Annotated in this window: 14 protein-coding genes; all 14 read left to right on the forward strand. The window is 57.7% G+C overall.

Translation table 11 applies throughout. From position 1 onward, the window contains the following. Nucleotides 1-74: 74 nt before the first annotated feature. The 14 genes from BBPC_RS01395 to pstB all read left to right on the forward strand — a co-directional run bounded on the left by BBPC_RS01395 (nucleotide 75) and on the right by pstB (nucleotide 15874). Nucleotides 75-1091 (forward strand): polyphenol oxidase family protein, encoded by a 1017-nt coding sequence (locus tag BBPC_RS01395; protein ID WP_004220090.1) that lies wholly within the window; start codon nucleotides 75-77, stop codon nucleotides 1089-1091. Nucleotides 1092-1178: 87 nt separating this feature from the next. Continuing rightward, on the forward strand, nucleotides 1179-2006 hold the full coding sequence (locus BBPC_RS01400) for an IspD/TarI family cytidylyltransferase (protein ID WP_004220089.1): 828 nt from the start codon (nucleotides 1179-1181) through the stop codon (nucleotides 2004-2006). Nucleotides 2007-2047: 41 nt separating this feature from the next. Next, complete coding sequence (locus BBPC_RS01405; protein ID WP_004220087.1) at nucleotides 2048-2737, forward strand: pyroglutamyl-peptidase I; 690 nt, start codon at nucleotides 2048-2050, stop codon at nucleotides 2735-2737. Nucleotides 2738-2885: 148 nt separating this feature from the next. Then, nucleotides 2886-4364 (forward strand): coiled-coil domain-containing protein, encoded by a 1479-nt coding sequence (locus tag BBPC_RS01410; protein ID WP_047749568.1) that lies wholly within the window; start codon nucleotides 2886-2888, stop codon nucleotides 4362-4364. After that, nucleotides 4357-5697 (forward strand): C1 family peptidase, encoded by a 1341-nt coding sequence (locus BBPC_RS01415; protein WP_004220084.1) that lies wholly within the window; start codon nucleotides 4357-4359, stop codon nucleotides 5695-5697. The genes BBPC_RS01410 and BBPC_RS01415 overlap by 8 nt, the downstream gene beginning before the upstream one ends. A gap of 176 nt (nucleotides 5698-5873) precedes the next feature. Then, nucleotides 5874-7007, forward strand: a complete 1134-nt coding sequence (locus tag BBPC_RS01420) for a 3-deoxy-7-phosphoheptulonate synthase (RefSeq protein ID WP_004220083.1) — start codon at nucleotides 5874-5876, stop codon at nucleotides 7005-7007. A 146-nt stretch (nucleotides 7008-7153) separates the two neighbouring features. Next, on the forward strand, nucleotides 7154-8338 hold the full coding sequence (locus BBPC_RS01425) for a 3-deoxy-7-phosphoheptulonate synthase (protein ID WP_033500776.1): 1185 nt from the start codon (nucleotides 7154-7156) through the stop codon (nucleotides 8336-8338). Between the two features lie 60 nt (nucleotides 8339-8398). Beyond that, nucleotides 8399-9106 carry a 5'-methylthioadenosine/S-adenosylhomocysteine nucleosidase gene (gene mtnN / locus BBPC_RS01430; RefSeq protein ID WP_004220080.1) on the forward strand — a complete coding sequence of 236 codons (708 nt, stop codon included), beginning with the start codon at nucleotides 8399-8401 and terminating at the stop codon, nucleotides 9104-9106. 182 nt (nucleotides 9107-9288) lie between these two features. Beyond that, nucleotides 9289-10653 carry a sensor histidine kinase gene (locus BBPC_RS01435; protein WP_004220078.1) on the forward strand — a complete coding sequence of 455 codons (1365 nt, stop codon included), beginning with the start codon at nucleotides 9289-9291 and terminating at the stop codon, nucleotides 10651-10653. 82 nt (nucleotides 10654-10735) lie between these two features. Next, complete coding sequence (locus BBPC_RS01440; RefSeq protein ID WP_004220077.1) at nucleotides 10736-11440, forward strand: response regulator transcription factor; 705 nt, start codon at nucleotides 10736-10738, stop codon at nucleotides 11438-11440. Between the two features lie 321 nt (nucleotides 11441-11761). Then, the gene (pstS, locus tag BBPC_RS01445) at nucleotides 11762-12892 is read left to right on the forward strand and encodes a phosphate ABC transporter substrate-binding protein PstS (RefSeq protein ID WP_003836071.1); all 1131 of its coding nucleotides are present in this window, start codon (nucleotides 11762-11764) and stop codon (nucleotides 12890-12892) included. Between the two features lie 212 nt (nucleotides 12893-13104). Continuing rightward, nucleotides 13105-14058 (forward strand): phosphate ABC transporter permease subunit PstC, encoded by a 954-nt coding sequence (pstC, locus tag BBPC_RS01450; RefSeq protein WP_004220072.1) that lies wholly within the window; start codon nucleotides 13105-13107, stop codon nucleotides 14056-14058. Further along, nucleotides 14058-15053, forward strand: a complete 996-nt coding sequence (gene pstA / locus BBPC_RS01455; protein ID WP_004220070.1) for a phosphate ABC transporter permease PstA — start codon at nucleotides 14058-14060, stop codon at nucleotides 15051-15053. The genes pstC and pstA overlap by 1 nt, the downstream gene beginning before the upstream one ends. A gap of 41 nt (nucleotides 15054-15094) precedes the next feature. Beyond that, nucleotides 15095-15874: a phosphate ABC transporter ATP-binding protein PstB gene (pstB, locus tag BBPC_RS01460; RefSeq protein ID WP_003836065.1), complete on the forward strand. Its 780-nt coding sequence runs from the start codon at nucleotides 15095-15097 to the stop codon at nucleotides 15872-15874. The last annotated feature ends 221 nt before the right edge of the window (nucleotides 15875-16095 follow it).

Consider the following 16095-nt stretch of genomic DNA (forward strand, 5'->3'; position numbering starts at 1 on the left):
ACATCGTACAGGTGTAGAAAATCAGCAGAAATTAGTTGAAATAATTGTAGAACAATCAAGGAAAACAGAACAATATGACTGACAGGCAGTATGACGACGCGATTCTTGACAGCAACGCGATCGCCCCGACCGACGTGGACGGCAATCCGATTCCGGTGACCATTCCGATCATGCTTGCGCCGGGCGTCAAAGTCGTGTACACCACGCGACTTGGCGGCACCAGCGAAGGAGACTATGCGCACTGCAATCTCGGGGGTAAAACCGGCGATGATCCGAACCATGTGCTCGCCAATCGTGTGGCGCTCTCCAACGCCATCGATGCGAAACTGAGCTTGGTCAGCCAGGTGCATTCCGGCGTTGCCGTCGATGTGGACGAATTGTTCGTAATGAACCGTCCGTTCGGTTTCGACGTGTCCGGCAGCAAGGACGAAACCGCTCAGCAGGTGGGCGAAGCCGCGGATAATCCGGCAGTGGTCGAGGCCGACGGCCAGGTGACCGCGCAGAAGAACGTGGCGCTCGGCATGTTCGCGGCCGACTGCTTGCCGGTGCTCATGGCCGATGCGGAAGCCGGTGTGATCGGTGCCGCGCATTGCGGTCGCCGTGGCCTGCAGAGCGGTGTGATCGGTGCCACCGTCGAAAAGATGGTGGCCAAGGGAGCCAAGCCGGAACGTATTGTCGCCACGCTCGGCCCGTGCATCTGCGGCGACTGCTACGAGGTTGGCGGAGACATCGCCGACGAATTCGACGCGCAGTTCCCTGGAACCTTCACACTGAGCCGTTTCGGACAGCCGGGCATCGATATCGCGGCCGCCGCGCTGCAGGAGCTTGCCAAAGCCGGTGTTCCAGCTGATAACATCGTTTCCTCCCGCGCCCGCGTCAACGCAGCCACCCAGTATCTTTCCGAAGACGAGGAATTGGCGGAAATCTGCCAGTCTGATGGCGAAGGAGAACCGCAGCTCACGGAACGTTTCAAGAAAATCCGCCGTAGCCTGTGCACGCTGGAAAATCCGCTCTGGTTCTCGCATCGCCGTGCCACCATCGCAGGCAAAGCGCACGAAGGCCGTATGCTTGCGCTGATCGTACGCGAATAGTGGGAGAGCGGCGCGCTGTTGCGGATTGCGTGCAGAACGTAAGGCAAAGCGCGTTGCAAACCGATTCGGGGGTTTACGGTGGGACGTATGAGTGAGAGAGAGCAGATGCAGGAACAGAAGATGCCGGTTGTGGCCGTGGTGTTGGCGGCCGGTTTCGGCACGCGATTCGATGAGAACAATCCCAAGCAGTTGGTTTCGGTGGGGGATAAGCCAATCGTCTGCTGGAGCATCGAGGCGTTCGAGCGCAACGATCGCGTGAGCGACATCATCGTCGTGGTCAACGAGCGTGTCAGCAATATGGTGAACATGCTGATCGACGAAGCCGGTTATACCAAGGTGCGTGCCGTGATTCCGGGTGGCTCCGAGCGTGTGGACAGCACCCGCGCCGCGCTCGACCTGCTCAAGCAGGCGGGCATTCCCGATGGCGCGAAAATCCTCATCCACGATTCCGTGCGACCGTTCGTTGAACAGCAATCCATCGACGGCTGCATCGACAGCCTCGACCAGTTCAACGCGGCGACCGTGGCGTACGCGTCCACCGACACGATTCTGCTGACCGAAGATCTTGGAGAGCGCAAGGTGGTGCGCTCCGTGCCCGATCGTACGAACGCATTCCGCGCGCAAACCCCGCAGGCCTTCCGTTTCGGCACTATCACCAAAGCCTACGAGCTCGCTACTGCCGACCCTGACTTCCACCCGACCGACGACACCCGCGTGGTGGTGGACTATCTACCGAACGAGCCGGTCGCCATCGTCGCCGGATCCGAAACGAATCTCAAAATCACCACACAGGCCGACATGCCGATTGCCGAGAACATCGCGCGCAGCCTCGACCCGGAACACGCCAAACAAGAAGCGAAAGCGCGCATGCACGCGGTGTTCGCCGAAGCGTTCTCGCAAATGCATAAGCATTGATCGTAAACGAACCCACCTTTCGACCACGTACACTGGAACACATGCAGCAGATCAACATCGTCATCTCAGGTTTCACCCCGTACGACGGCATCGACGTGAATCCAGCCGTACTCGTTCCCGAGGCGCTCGCCGAATATTGGAATGATCCATCTCAATCCGTGGCGCTGTCTGACGATCTTCTGCAGGATGTTTCCATTAGCGTGACGACGGTGGCGCTTCCGGTCAGTTTCGCCAATGCCTGGCCCATGTTGCTGGATGCCATCGAACAGACGAATCCCGATATTGTCATCGCCACCGGTTTGAAGCGGTCCGCCCGCGGCGTGCTGCTGGAGCGATGCGCCACGAATCTGATGGATGCGGCCAAGCCTGACGCCGACAATGTGATTCCGCCGCGCCGTCCGATCAATCCAGAAGGTCCGGCAGCATATTGGACACGCTTGCCGTTGCGTTCGATTCTGCGCGATTTCGCCAAACATGAGATTCCCGCCGCGTTGAGTTCGGATGCGGGCACGTTCGTCTGCAATTCGCTGTTCTACCATCTGCTCGACTGGTCTGCCGCGCAGGAAAAGCGCATTCTGTCGGGTTTCGTAAGCCTGCCGATCGTCAACGAGCAGCCACATCCGCAACATGGACTGTCGATCGCGCAGCAAATCGCCGCAGGTAACGATGTGATCCGCGAATCGGTGCGTTATTATCTGCAGCCATCCTCAAGTGAGATTCTGCTCGGCTGAACGGCGTCGGCGTTTCCTCGAACGATTTCTGTGCTCTCTGTGAGAATTATGCGACTGCCGTGTGCCGAACGTTTTTCCTGCGCTAAAGTTCAAGACGGATAGGCGCGGGCAAGATGCGCGATGGAAGGGAATTCGTGAAAGGAATACCATGGTTGAGCAGTTCCCAATCGTGTTGAGGGGGTACGACAAGGAAAGGGTCGATGAAGCGTTCGCTTCGGCTCAGGAGACGGTGGACCGTCTGCGTGAGCAGGTCAAGGCCGACGATCAGACCATCCTTGAACTGCAGGCACAGCTGCAGGAAGAGAAAAACAAGAAGGCCAACCCGAATTCGTTCGCATCTCTGGGCGCCAACGCGCAGCAGATGCTCGCCAGCGCGGAACAGACCAGCGCCGAGCTGCTTGACCGTGCCAAGAAAGACGCTTCCGCGGCACGCGCCACGGTGCAGCTTCAGGCCGAAACCCTGCTGAACAACGCCAAGCTCGACGCCAAGCGTATTCTCGACGAGGCCAAGGCCAAGGCTGAAGCGGTGCTGTCGAAGGCCAATAATGATGCCGGCACGCTGAAGTCCAACGCCCAGCGCGAAGCGGACCAGCTGCGTGGCGAAGCGCAGAAGGCCGTGGTGGCGCAACGTCAGACCGTTGATCTGGAATTGACCAACTCCCGTGAGGAGCACGACAAGCGTCTCGCATCGGAGCGCGCCACGCAGGAGCGTGAGCTCTCCGATATGCGCGCCGAAGCCACCGAGCAGATCGCGGCGCAGCGCAAGAACGCCAATGACGAGATTAACCGCATGAAAAGCGAGACCAACGACCAGATCGAATCCGCGTTGGCCGAAGCCAACAAGAAGCTGGCCGACGTGCGTGAGCAGGTGTCCAAGATGATGACGGACGCGCAGCGCCGTGCCTCGGAAATCACGGATACCGCCAAAGCCAAAGCACAGGAGATCACCGACGAGGCCGAAGTGCATCGCACCAAGACCATCAGCCAGGTCAATGCCGAGGTGGAGCAGATCCGCGCCGACATTTCCGCCCAACAGGATGAGGCTACGAAGAAGGTCAACGAGCTGCTCGCCGACCTGAACGAACGCCGTGAAACTGCCAAGAAGCAGTCCGACGAGCTGATCTCCGAAGCGCAGCATACGCGCGATGAGGCCGAGGCATACGCTTCCGACAGGCGTGAGGCAGCCGATAAGCAGGCTGCCAGCATTCTCAAGCAGGCCACCGAAGAGGCCGACGAGCAGATCAACGAGCGTCGTGAGGCAGCCAAGAGCGAGCTTGAAGGTGTGCAGCAGCGCATCGCCGACCTGCAGACCCGTGAGGCGCAGATCACGCAGCGTGTCAGTGAACTGCGTGCCATGTTTGCCAACGCGTTCTCCGGTTTCGGCGCGAACGGCCTGTCCGTGGTCAATTCCATCGACGGTGAACAGCATGAGTCCGCAGCTGAAGCTGAAACTCCGGCGGAATCGCACGACGAGAGCGGCGAAACTGTTGCGGGCGAACCGGAAGTGACCTTCGACGAGGATGTTGTCTCCGACGAACAGCAGAATAATGACGACTTTGAAGAACCGTCCGAAGACGAGCAGTCTGACCAGGGCGAGGAAGCACAGGAGGAACAGAACAATGACTGACATCACGCCGTTGAGCGCTGATGCATTGGCAACGCTGGTTGAGGATTTCGAAGCCAGCGACCACAACCGTATGGCCATGAACGCGGTCACCGCGGCGGGCGTCAACAAGGTGGCGCGCAACTATGACCGCGCCCGCTTGATGCAGCGCAGGTTTTCCACTATTGTCGACAATGGTACCGCCACCCATCAGGATCGTTCCGGCCGTTGCTGGCTGTTCAGCTCGCTGAACGTGGCCCGTTTCGTGGCCAAGAAGAACATGGGGCTGAAGGAATTCGAGTTCTCTCAGAACTATGCCATGTACTACGACAAGCTCGAGCGCGTCAACTACTTCCTGCAGGACGTGGCCGAACTGGTGAAGGCCGGCGAGCCGTCCGACTCCCGCCTGATTCAGCATCTGCTCGCCGACGTGATGGGCGACGGCGGTCAGTGGACCATGGCCATGAACGTGTACAAGAAGTATGGTGCCGTTCCGAAGGATCTGTTCCCGGAAACTGAATCCTCCAAGAACACCGGCGAAATGAACGTGCAATTGCGTCGCCTGTTGCATACGGCCGTCGCGCACATGTATGCCGATCCGACTTCGATCGAATCGGTGATCGCCGAAGCGACCGCCGCCGGCCACCGTATTCTGACGATTCACTTGGGCGAGCCGCCGAAGAGCTTCGACTGGGAGTGGACCGACAAGGACGGCGAGTTCCACCGCGATGGTGAGATCACGCCTGTGGAATTCTGGCAGAAGTACGTCGGTTCCGCCGATTTGGAAAGCTACGTGTGCCTGGTCGACGATCCTCGTCAGGAGCATGTGAAGGGCAAGAAGATCGGTATCGAGCACTTGGGTAATGTGGCCGGGGGAGACCCGACCGAATATCTGAACGTGCCGAACCAGTTCATGAAGGATTGCGTGCGTCAGATTCTCGAAGAGCAGGGCATTCCAGTATGGTTCGGTGCCGACTGCCACCCGATGATGGATCGTGAAAACGGCGCTTGGGCCACTGATCTGTTCGAATACGGCAAGGTGTATGGTGTCGACTTCGATCTGAACAAGGAAGATCGCGTGCGCTTTGCCGATTCCGCGATGAACCACGCTATGGCGTTCGTTGGCGTGGACGTTGCCGAAGACGGCACGACCACCCGTCGTTGGCGTGTGGAGAACTCTTGGGGCGACAAGATCGCAGACAAGGGCTACTTCACCATGAGCGATGATTGGTTCACCGAATACGTGTACGAGGTCGCCGTGCCGAAGGCGCTGCTCCCTGCCGAATATCAGGCCGCTCTTGACGAACCTGCCACCATGCTCCCCGCATGGGATCCGATGGGCGCTCTGGCTGACTGATACGTAAACCGACAAGCCGATTGACGAATGCCGACTGCATGGGACTTCGCAAAAAGTCCAGCATGCAGTCGGCATTCGTGTTATTCCACTTTTATCCGTTAAGGTAACTTCGGTGATTATCATCCAAGCACAGTATGCATGAAGCAGGTATGCAGGCATAAGGAGGAGCAGAAGAGATGTCAGGTCTTCGCGGTCCAGATAGTTCGAGGGATGCACAATTGTTGGATGACGCTGTGTTTCCGGAGACCGTGGATGTCAATATTCGACAGTTGGACCCGATTCCCGCCCCTCGATATTTTCTGAAGGAAATCCCGCTTACCGACGAGATGAGCGATCTGGTGTTGAAGTCCCGTCAAGAAATCCGCGATGTGCTGAATGGCAAAGACGACCGTCTGCTTGCCATCGTCGGCCCCTGCTCGATTCATGATCCGAAAGCCGCGCACGAATACGCCGAAAAGCTCGCGGCCGTCAAAAAAGAGCTGGAAGACCGGCTGGTCATCGTGATGCGCGTGTATTTCGAAAAGCCGCGCACCACCATCGGTTGGAAGGGTCTGATCAACGATCCTGATCTCGACGGCCAGTTCAACATTCGCAAGGGCATGTGGCTCGCACGCAAGGTGCTGGCCGATGTGCTGGGTCTTGGACTCCCAGCAGCCACGGAATGGCTTGACCCGATCACCCCGCAGTACATCTGCGACCTGATCAGCTGGGGTGCGATCGGCGCTCGCAACACCGAAAGCCAAGTGCATCGCGAGCTCGCGTCGGGCATGTCGATGCCGATTGGGTTCAAGAACGCCACCGACGGTTCGGTCAAGCCGGCAGCGGACTCCTGCTTCGCGGCCGCCTTCGAGCATCATTTCCTGTCCATCAATCTTGACGGACGTGTGATTTCCGCCGAAACCAAGGGCAATCCCGATTGCCACCTGGTGTTGCGCGGTTCTTCGCACGGTCCGAACTACGACACCGAATCCGTGGCGAAGGCGTTGGCCGATCTGAAGGTTTCCAAGGCTTCCGGACCGAGCGAACACGGCATCGTCATCGACGCGGCGCACGGCAACTGCGGCAAGAACGAAGTGCGCGAAGCTGAAGTGGTCGAAAACATCGCATCCCGCATCGCAACAGGCGAACAGGGCATCAGCGGCATTATGATGGAAAGCTTCCTGAAAGCCGGCAATCAGAAGCCCGCTCCGCTCGACCAGCTGGAATACGGCAAGTCCATCACTGACGCCTGCGTGCCGTGGGAACGTACCGAACAGCTGCTGCACACGCTTGCCGAAGCGGTTGAAAGCCGCCGCAAGCTTGCCGAATAATCGCAAATAAGCGTAAATAATCGTCAATAGAAAAACCGTGCAAAAACCGCGTAATCTGCGTGATCGCACGGTTTTTGCATTGTGATTGCTATTCTTGGGAAAGATAGTGATTTGGAAAGATAGTGATTTCCAAGGAGAGCAGTGAGATGCAGCAGCAGCTGAACACGCCTGAAGAGCTTCGTGCCATCCGTCAGGCCATGGATGAAGGTAAGAATCCGCTGGTGGTTACGGATGTGCCGCGATGGGAAGATCAGGTTGGCATCAGTCGCATCGTGAACCGCCGAGTGCTTGAATTTGAGGTGCTTCCCACACCGGCGCAGGTGTTGGGCGATCTGCCGCTCAGCGATCAGGCGCAGGAAATCGTCGCCTATTCTCGAGATGAGATTCGCGCCTGCCTATATGGTCAGGATGATCGATTGCTGGTGATTGTAGGCCCATGTTCCGTGCATGATCCTGCTGCAGCGCTCGATTATGCCCGTCGTTTGGCCGCGTTGAAAGACGAGTTGGGCGGCGAATTGCTGATTGTGATGCGCGTGTATTTCGAAAAGCCGCGTACCACAGTCGGCTGGAAAGGTCTGATTAACGATCCCGACATCGATGGCAGCTGCAATATCAAGAAGGGTTTGCTATTGGCCCGCCGTACACTGCTTGGCGTATTGGACGCCGGTTTGGCTGCGGCCACGGAATTCCTGGAACCAACCAGCCCGCAGTACATTTCCGACGCGGTCAGCTGGGGTGCGGTCGGCGCTCGCAACACCGAAAGCCAGGTGCACCGTCAGCTCGCTTCGGGCATGTCGATGCCGATCGGCTTCAAAAACGCCACCGATGGTTCCATCAAAGCGCCGACCGATTCATGTTTTGCTTCGGCGCAACAGCACACGTTCTTCGGCGTCGATCACATGGGCCGCGCAGCCGTGGTCAAAACGCTCGGCAACCCCGACTGCCATGTGGTGTTGCGCGGTTCGAGCAGCGGTCCGAACTATGACGCCGAATCCGTGGCGAACGCCATGAAGCTGATTCGTGAGAAAATGCCGGCAGAATCCGCGGCCGCGCACGGCCTGATCGTGGACTGTTCGCATGGAAATTCCGGCAAAGACGAGCATCGTCAGGCCGAAGTGGTGCGCAATATCGCAAGTCGCATCGCCGACGGTGAAGAGGGCATCACCGGCATTATGATGGAAAGCTTCATCGAGGGTGGCAGCCAAAAACCGGCACCGCTTGCCGAACTGACGTACGGTCAATCCATCACCGACAAATGCTTAAGCTGGCAGACCACGGAACAGCTGCTGCGCGAACTCGCGCAAGCCGTGGGCAAGCGCCGCTGGAAGTGAGCGAAGCGAAAAGAAGCGAAACCGAGCGAAAAGCGTGAAGCAATCGAAAGGAACGAACGCATGAGCACAATCGCCATCATCGGCGCCATGGACGAGGAAGTTGCCAATATCGCATCCGCATTGAGCGACATTACCGTAACGGAGGAAGCCGGCGTCAGCGTGACGCGCGGTACCATCGAAACCAACAAGGACACGCGTGTAAACGTTGCTGCAACGGTTGGCGGCATGGGCACCGTCAATATCGCCGCCACCACGCAGCATCTCATCGACGCGGACCAGCCTGACGCCGTGATTTTCTCCGGCATCGCAGGCAATCTCAACACGCATCTGCACATCAACGACGTGGTGCTTGGCGGCACGCTGCGCTACCTCGACACTGACATGCGTCTCGTCGGCCAGTGGAAGCCAGGAACTGCGGACCAGCCAGTGGAGGAATTCCACTCCGACGACCGCCTGATCGAAGTTGCCGATAAGGTGCTGACCGATCTGAACGTGCATCACATTACCGGCATCATCGCCACCGGCAACTATTTCGTGGACGGTCCGAAGAAAGTGGAGCAGGTGATTCGCGAAACCGGCGCGGACGCGGTCGAAATGGAAGGCGCCGCGGTGGCACATATCGCGGCACGCAACGACCTGCCCGTGCTAGTCATTCGCGCGTTGAGCGACAATGCCGACACGGATTACGTGGAATTCAAGGAATTCGACATTTCAGAATATGCCGATACTGCGGCGAAAATCGCAGTGAATATCGTCAAGCGCATGTAAGCGCAGCACGGCCCGTCCAGCGCATCGATTGCTGGACGGGCCGTCTCATATTTCGGTATGGCGAATCTCATGAAAGTGAACTGCAGGGAAACTTCCGATGGCGTGAGGGAATCGCGCACGGGAATCACTTTCGGGAACCGCTACTGTTGAAGAAGAATGACGGATTATCGGAAGGTTAACGTATGACGCTGGAGCACGTGGCGATGGCGATGGCGATTGCGATGGCGATGGCGATTGTGGTTGTCGCAGTGGTCGCCTTTCTGCTGGGGCGTGTCCGGGGCGTGCGGCTCGAGGAGGATGAGATCGACTCGAACGATCCAAGCCTGTTCGGCGCGCAGAAGAACATGTCGCTGTTCGGTCCGCACGTGCCTGTGCAGCCCACGGAACGCCAGCTTATTGCCGTCATGCCGGAGGCGTTGATCGTCGTCGATTCGCTGGCGTCGGTCAAATATGTGTCCCCGGGCGCGCAACGTTTCGGCATTGTTGAAGACCATGCGATGACGCTCGCCGAAATCCGAGATATTCTGCGATTGGTGTCGACCGACAGCGTGGTGCGTGAGCGTGAATTGTCGATTCCGTTGGATCGCGCCGCTCGCGCCGCCGCAAAGAACACCGACGGCAAGGGCATTGAGGCAGGCAAGTTCCGCCCTTCCGACACGCTGTATCTGCATGTGCGCGTCGGCCAGATTTCCGATGATCTGTTTGCGATTTTCATTTCCGACATGAGCGAGCAGCGTCGTTTCGAAATCATGCGTCGTGATTTCGTGACCAATGTTTCGCACGAATTGAAAACTCCGGCAGGTGCGATTTCTCTGCTTGCCGAAACGATTGGCGATGCTGCAGACGATCCCGATATGGTGAAGTATTTCGCAGGCCGCGTGTCCAAGGAATCCGAACGATTGACGGAATTGGTGCATCGTTTGATCGACTTGCAGAAGGCGCAAAGCGCGGCTGCGGTGCTGAATGCGGAACGGCTTTCCGTGCTTGCTTTGGCACGCGAGGCGATTGTCGAAAACCAAGTGAATGCTGAATCGAAGCATATCAGCATGGTGCTTTCGCTGAATGGCAAGCAGAAGCTGGTGCACGTCGAGGGTGCCGAAAACGCTGTTGACCGGGATGACGTGTTCATCAACGCCGACCATGAAACCATCAAAACCGCGGTGAAGAACTTGGTGGAGAACGCCATCAACTATTCTCCGGAACACACCACCGTTGCGGTAGGTGTCGGCAGTGGCGATGGCAAGGTCTCGATTCGTGTCGTCGACCAGGGCATCGGCATTCCGGAATCCTCGTTGGATCGTATTTTCGAGCGATTCTACCGTGTCGATCCCGCGCGCTCCCGCGAAACAGGGGGTACAGGATTGGGTTTGGCCATTACCAAGCATTGCGTGCAGGATTGCGGAGGCACTATCGCCGTGTGGTCGCGTGAAGGGGAGGGATCGACCTTCACCATCACCTTGCCCCAGGCGAAATCGGAGCAAGACGAGGAATCTGCGAAATCTGAAACCGCGGAAATTAGTGAATCAGCGCAGCTTCCAATCGAATAATTCAAGCAAAACGAATAATTCAAGCAAATAACCAAATCAATCAACGTTCCAATCAACAAGAGCACACAGAGGAGAAGCACCAATGACGCGCATTCTGATCGTCGAGGACGAGGAATCGTATCGAGAGCCGCTGGTCTACCAGCTCACCCGCGAAGGCTACGACGTGTCCGCCGCTGCCACCGGTGAGGAAGGATTGGAACTGTTCACCAAAGGAGGCATCGATCTGGTGCTGCTCGATCTGATGCTGCCCGGGCTTGACGGCACTGCGCTATGCCGCAGAATTCGTGAGCAAAGCCGTGTGCCGATCATCATGCTCACTGCGAAAAGCGCGGAAATCGACAAGGTGGTCGGTTTGGAAATCGGCGCGGACGACTACATCACCAAGCCGTACTCGTTCCGCGAGCTGCTGGCGCGGGTGCGTGCGGTGCTGCGACGCAACCAGATGGTGGCCGACGCGACGGAATCCTCCGATGACGATATTCCGCTGATCTGCGGCGACATTTCCATGAAGATCGGCCAGCATGAGGTGATGGTGCGCGGAGAGAACGTGTTCTTCCCGCTGAAGGAATTCGAGCTTCTCGAATATCTCATGCAGAACAAGGGCCGTGTGATGACTCGCCACCAGCTGATCGACCGTATCTGGGGGTCCGATTACGTTGGCGACACCAAAACGTTGGATGTGCACGTCAAGCGTGTCCGCTCCAAAATCGAGGAGGATCCGGCGCATCCGAAATATCTGACCACCGTGCGCGGTTTGGGATACAAAATCGACGTTCCTGCGGAATAAAGCGGAAATATCGCGATAGCTGGAAATATATAAGATAAAATATTGCGATTCCAGTAATCATCGTAATTTACCGAATAATTGATTATCGATTGATAACTGAATATAAGACCGTGGTATCACGATAGTCGCCGAAGATCGGTGAATGGAAATGACGAAAACGTCCGAAGTGTCGTAGAGTGTTCATCTTCCGTTCACCGATTTTGGTTTTGCAGGACCAAAACCACCAATAGGCTTGACATTGTCATGAAGAACGATGGCGACAACAGAATATGAAATGTCAGAAACATACGCCATCAGAATGTTGACAGAGGGAAAAGAATAATGCGTAATTCCATTCTCGTACGCTCCATTGCAGCTGTGTCCGGCATTGTGATGCTGGCTTCCGTCGCGGCTTGCGGCGACAACACTGCTTCCAACACTGATTCTTCGGCTAGCACCGACACCAAGACCACCGAAACCGTGTCTGGCAACTTCTCCGGCGCTGGCGCTTCCTCCCAGCAGGCTGCTGTGGAAGCTTGGATCGCCGGCTTCCAGGGCACCAACCCGGATGCCAAGGTCGCTTACAACCCGTCTGGTTCCGGCGCTGGCGTTTCCACCTTCCTGACCGGCGCCACCGCATGGGCCGGCTCCGATGCCGCCCTGTCCAATGACGAGGTCGAGCAGTCCAAGAGCGTGTGCGCTTCCGGCAACGCCTTCGACATCCCGGTCTACGTCTCCCCGATCGCAGTGGTCTTCAACCTCAACGGTATCTCTGGCAAGGGCAAGACCCTGAACATGGACGCCGACACCATCGCCAAGATCTTCGACGGCAAGATCACCAAGTGGAACGATGACGCCATCAAGCAGCAGAACCCGAAGGTTGACCTGCCTGATCTCGACATCACCGTGGTGCACCGCTCCGACAAGTCCGGCACCACCAAGAACTTCCTGAGCTACGTCAAGGATGCCGCTGGCGACGCTTGGGGCTATGAGCTCGGCGAGAACTGGCCGAACGAGGTTGGCCAAGGCGCCAAGGGCACCTCCGGCGTGATCTCCACCGTGCAGCAGGCTGACGGCACCATCGGCTACGCCGATGCCTCCCAGGCTGGCGAGCTCGGCACCGTTGCAGTGAAGGTCGGCGACAATTACGTGCCGTTCTCCGCTGAGGCTGCCGCCAAGGTTGTGGATGCCTCCCCGCTCGACGAATCCGCCACTGGCGACAACCGTGTGGTCGTCAAGCTCGATCACAACACCACCGAGGCCGGCGCCTACCCGATCGTGCTTGTCTCCTACGACATCGCCTGCCCGGCATACAAGGATGCCAACACCGCCAAGTTCGTCAAGTCCTGGCTCACCTACGTGGTCAGCGACGAGGGCCAGCAGACCGCTGCCTCCGCTGCAGGCTCCGCTCCGCTGTCCGACACCATGCGCCAGAAGGTCCTCAAGTCCATCGACGCCATCGAAACCAAGTGAGCTTTGGTACAGTAAACGATAAGCTCTCGGTGAACGGCAACTGACCGTCTGTTTCAGGCCGCAGCCGCAACATGAAAGCGGGTGCGGCCTGAAACGGTACTTGTAGGTGAAACGGAAAACGTAACCATCGAACGTCATCATGACGCAAGTCATCGCAAGTCATCGAACGTCATCGTAGACCTGTTCAAGTAATCGCAAGTTAAGGAGAACCCGTGAGTTCGCAAAGCAAAACGGCACAGCAGCCGGTGAGCGGCAAAAACGCGGACAAGGTGTTCAAGGGCGTGGCCTACGCCTGCGGCATCCTGATCCTCGTGGTGCTCGCCGCCGTCGCGCTGTTCCTGCTGTTCCGCGCATGGCCGTTGATCGGCGGCGATCAGCAGGCCAATAGCGAAACCATCAGCAACTTCACCGGCGGCAAGGCCTCCAGCTTCTGGGGCTACGTCGGACCGCTGCTGTTCGGCACCGTGCTGATCTCCGCGCTGGCACTGTTGATTTCCTTCTTCGTGTCGGTCGGCATCGCACTGTTCATCTCGCACTATGCGCCGAAGAAGCTCGCCACCGCCTTGAGCTATGTGGTCGATCTGCTTGCCGCAATCCCGTCTGTTATCTACGGTCTGTGGGGCGGCTTGGTGCTGGTGCCCGCCATCTACCCGTTCTGGAATTGGGTGGCCAAGTATCTTGGCTGGATTCCGCTGTTCGCAGGTCCTGCCGCCAATCCTTCCCGTACCGTCGCCACTGTGGGCGTGGTGCTCGCAGTCATGATTCTGCCGATCATCACCTCCATGTCTCGCGATATCTTCCTGCAGACCCCGCGCCTTCAGGAAGAGGCAGCGCTCGCCTTGGGTGCCACTCGTTGGGAAATGGTCAAGCTTGCGGTGCTGCCATTCGGCAAGTCCGGTGTGGTGTCTGCTTCGATGTTGGGCTTGGGTCGTGCCCTTGGCGAAACCATGGCCGTGCTCATGATCCTGTCTCCGGGCCTCAACTACTCCATCAAGCTGCTGCAGGCCTCGCAGAATCAAACGATTGCAGCCAACATCGCCGCGCAGTATCCGGAAGCCAACGATCTCGGCGTGTCCGTGCTGATCGGCACCGGCCTGGTGCTGTTCCTCATTACTTTCGTGGTGAATTTCATCGCCCGTAAGCTTACCGAGAAAGCGAGTGCGTGATGACCGCAGTGAATAACAACGCTTCTCCGATGGACGGTGCCCCCGTCATCGATTTTGACAAGTTCAAGCCGACGCGTTCCTTTACCGCTGCACGTAAGCGCAAGGACCTCGCGATGCGCGTGCTGATCGCGCTTGCATTCATTGTGGCGCTGATTCCGCTGTTCTCGGTGCTGCTCACCACCATCGTCAACGGTGTCAAAAGGCTGAACCTCAACTTCCTGAGCTATAACATGACCGGCGTGGTCGGTGGCAATCCGACGCCGTCCGGTGGTTACGGCGGTATTCAGCACGCCATCATCGGTACGCTGGAAATCACGTTCGGCGCTATGGTCATTTCCATTCCGATCGGTCTGATGTGCGCCGTGTACTTGGTGGAATATTCCAACCGCGGCAAGCTGGCTCGCGTCATCACCCTGCTGGTCGACGTGATGAGCGGTATCCCATCCATCGTTGCCGGTTTGTTCGCATTCTCGATGTTCACGATTCTGATTGGACCTGGCACCATCAACGGTTTCGAAGGTTCCGTGGCACTGTCGCTGCTGATGCTGCCGACCGTGGTCAAGTCTTCTGAAGAAATGTTGAAGATCGTGCCTCACGATTTGCGTGAAGCGTCGTATGCTTTGGGTGTTACCAAGCAGCGCACGATTACGAAGATCGTGTTGCGTACCGCTTTGCCGGGCATTGTTTCCGGTGCGATTCTCGCCGTCGCCCGTGTGATTGGTGAAACCGCTCCGTTGCTGATGACCGCAGGCTACATCGCCTCCACGAACGTCAACCTCTTCTCCGGCCAGATGACCACCCTTCCGGTGTACGTCTACCAGGAGTACTCCAAGCTCAACGCGAACTGCCCGGCTTCCGCCGACGCTTCCTGCGTGACCACCATCCCGATGGAACGCGCATGGGCCGCAGCTCTCGTGCTGATCCTCATCGTGCTGATCCTCAACCTTATCGGTCGACTCGTGGCGAAGATCTTCGCCGTCAAGTCGGAACGATGAGCGGTAGTCTTACATACAGAAACAACATATAAGGAACCAAAATGGGACAACGTATTGATGTCAATCATCTGAACATCTACTACGGCGACTTCCTGGCCGTTGAAGATGTGAACATCAACATCGAAGCCAACAAGGTCACCGCTTTCATCGGACCTTCCGGCTGTGGCAAGTCCACGGTGCTGCGCACGCTCGACCGCATGCACGAGATCATTCCGGGCGCTCACTGCGAAGGCGAGGTGCTGCTGGAAGGCAAGAACCTGTACGACAAAGACATCGACCCGGTTGCCGTGCGTCGCGATGTCGGCATGGTGTTCCAGCGTGCGAACCCGTTCCCGACCATGTCTATCCGCGAGAACGTGCTCGCTGGTGTGAAGCTTAACAACCGCAAGATTTCGAAGTCCGATGCGGACGATCTGGTTGAGTGGGCTTTGCGTGGTGCCAACCTGTGGAACGAGGTCAAGGATCGTCTTGACAATCCGGGCATTGGCCTTTCCGGCGGTCAGCAGCAGCGTCTGTGCATCGCCCGCGCCGTGGCCGTACACCCGCAGGTACTGCTGATGGACGAGCCGTGCTCCGCTCTTGACCCGATTTCGACGCTGGCTGTCGAGGATCTGATCAACGAGCTGAAGAACGACTACACCATCGTGATCGTGACGCATAACATGCAGCAGGCCGCCCGTATCGCCGACTACACGGCCTTCTTCAACCTGAAGGCCGTCGGTCAGCCGGGTCACCTCGAGTACTTCACTGACACGACCACCATGTTCAACAACCCCCAGAACGAAGAAGCCGAGCGCTACGTATCGGGACGCTTTGGCTGATCGGCAAAAGCCGATCCGCCAAAGCGTAGCGTTGACCCAGTGGGTCAACGCAAGCGAGCTTTAGCGAGCCAGCAAATTATGTTTCGCTTTGCGAAGCTCCTTAATTGCACGCGGCTGATCGGCAAAGCCGATCTGCCAAAGCGTAGCTTCGGTCCAGGGCGACGCCGTTAAGCAAACAGTCCAGTGGACTGTTTGTAGGCGGCGCCGAGATGCGACAGTAT

Source organism: Bifidobacterium pseudocatenulatum DSM 20438 = JCM 1200 = LMG 10505 (assembly GCF_001025215.1).
Taxonomy (GTDB): domain Bacteria; phylum Actinomycetota; class Actinomycetes; order Actinomycetales; family Bifidobacteriaceae; genus Bifidobacterium; species Bifidobacterium pseudocatenulatum.